1 protein-coding gene is annotated in these 376 nt (G+C 40.7%); it reads right to left on the bottom strand.

Translation table 11 applies throughout. The features are described 5' to 3' along the window. The coding region (locus tag IY568_RS24525; protein ID WP_194868978.1) for a hypothetical protein at positions 1 to 376 on the bottom strand (376 nt) is incomplete at both ends.

Genomic DNA, 376 nt, shown 5'->3' with positions numbered 1-376 from the left:
TTTACACAAAATAATAAAGTAAACATCAGCGCCATAAGCACGATTGCTTGTTTGGTTCGTCCAATTTCCTTTTCTCCCTGCGCTTGAGATATCACACTCTCAAAGAAAACAATGTCCGATGCTCCCTGCAACCTCTCAAAGTAATAAAAGCGATATTGATTTCCAACTGTCGGCCTGGAAAAGTTTTCACAAGCTGCTTTGGAAGTAAAGGTATATTCATCCCCTTCTATTAGAAACTCATGTATAAACTTTTTACCCTTTCCCCCAAAATATCTGCATTCATATTGCTGCAGCGTACCAGTGGAAGAAACAGGTTCTCTACTTTCCATAAAGCCCCAATATACAACCATAGCAATTGCCCCGACAGCCAGGCCTA

Source organism: Pseudoalteromonas sp. PPB1, from assembly GCF_015356275.1.
Taxonomy (GTDB): Bacteria; Pseudomonadota; Gammaproteobacteria; order Enterobacterales; family Alteromonadaceae; genus Pseudoalteromonas; species Pseudoalteromonas rubra_D.
The sequence above is the reverse complement of the archived record's forward strand: the minus strand, read 5'-3'. Positions and strand labels throughout refer to the sequence as shown.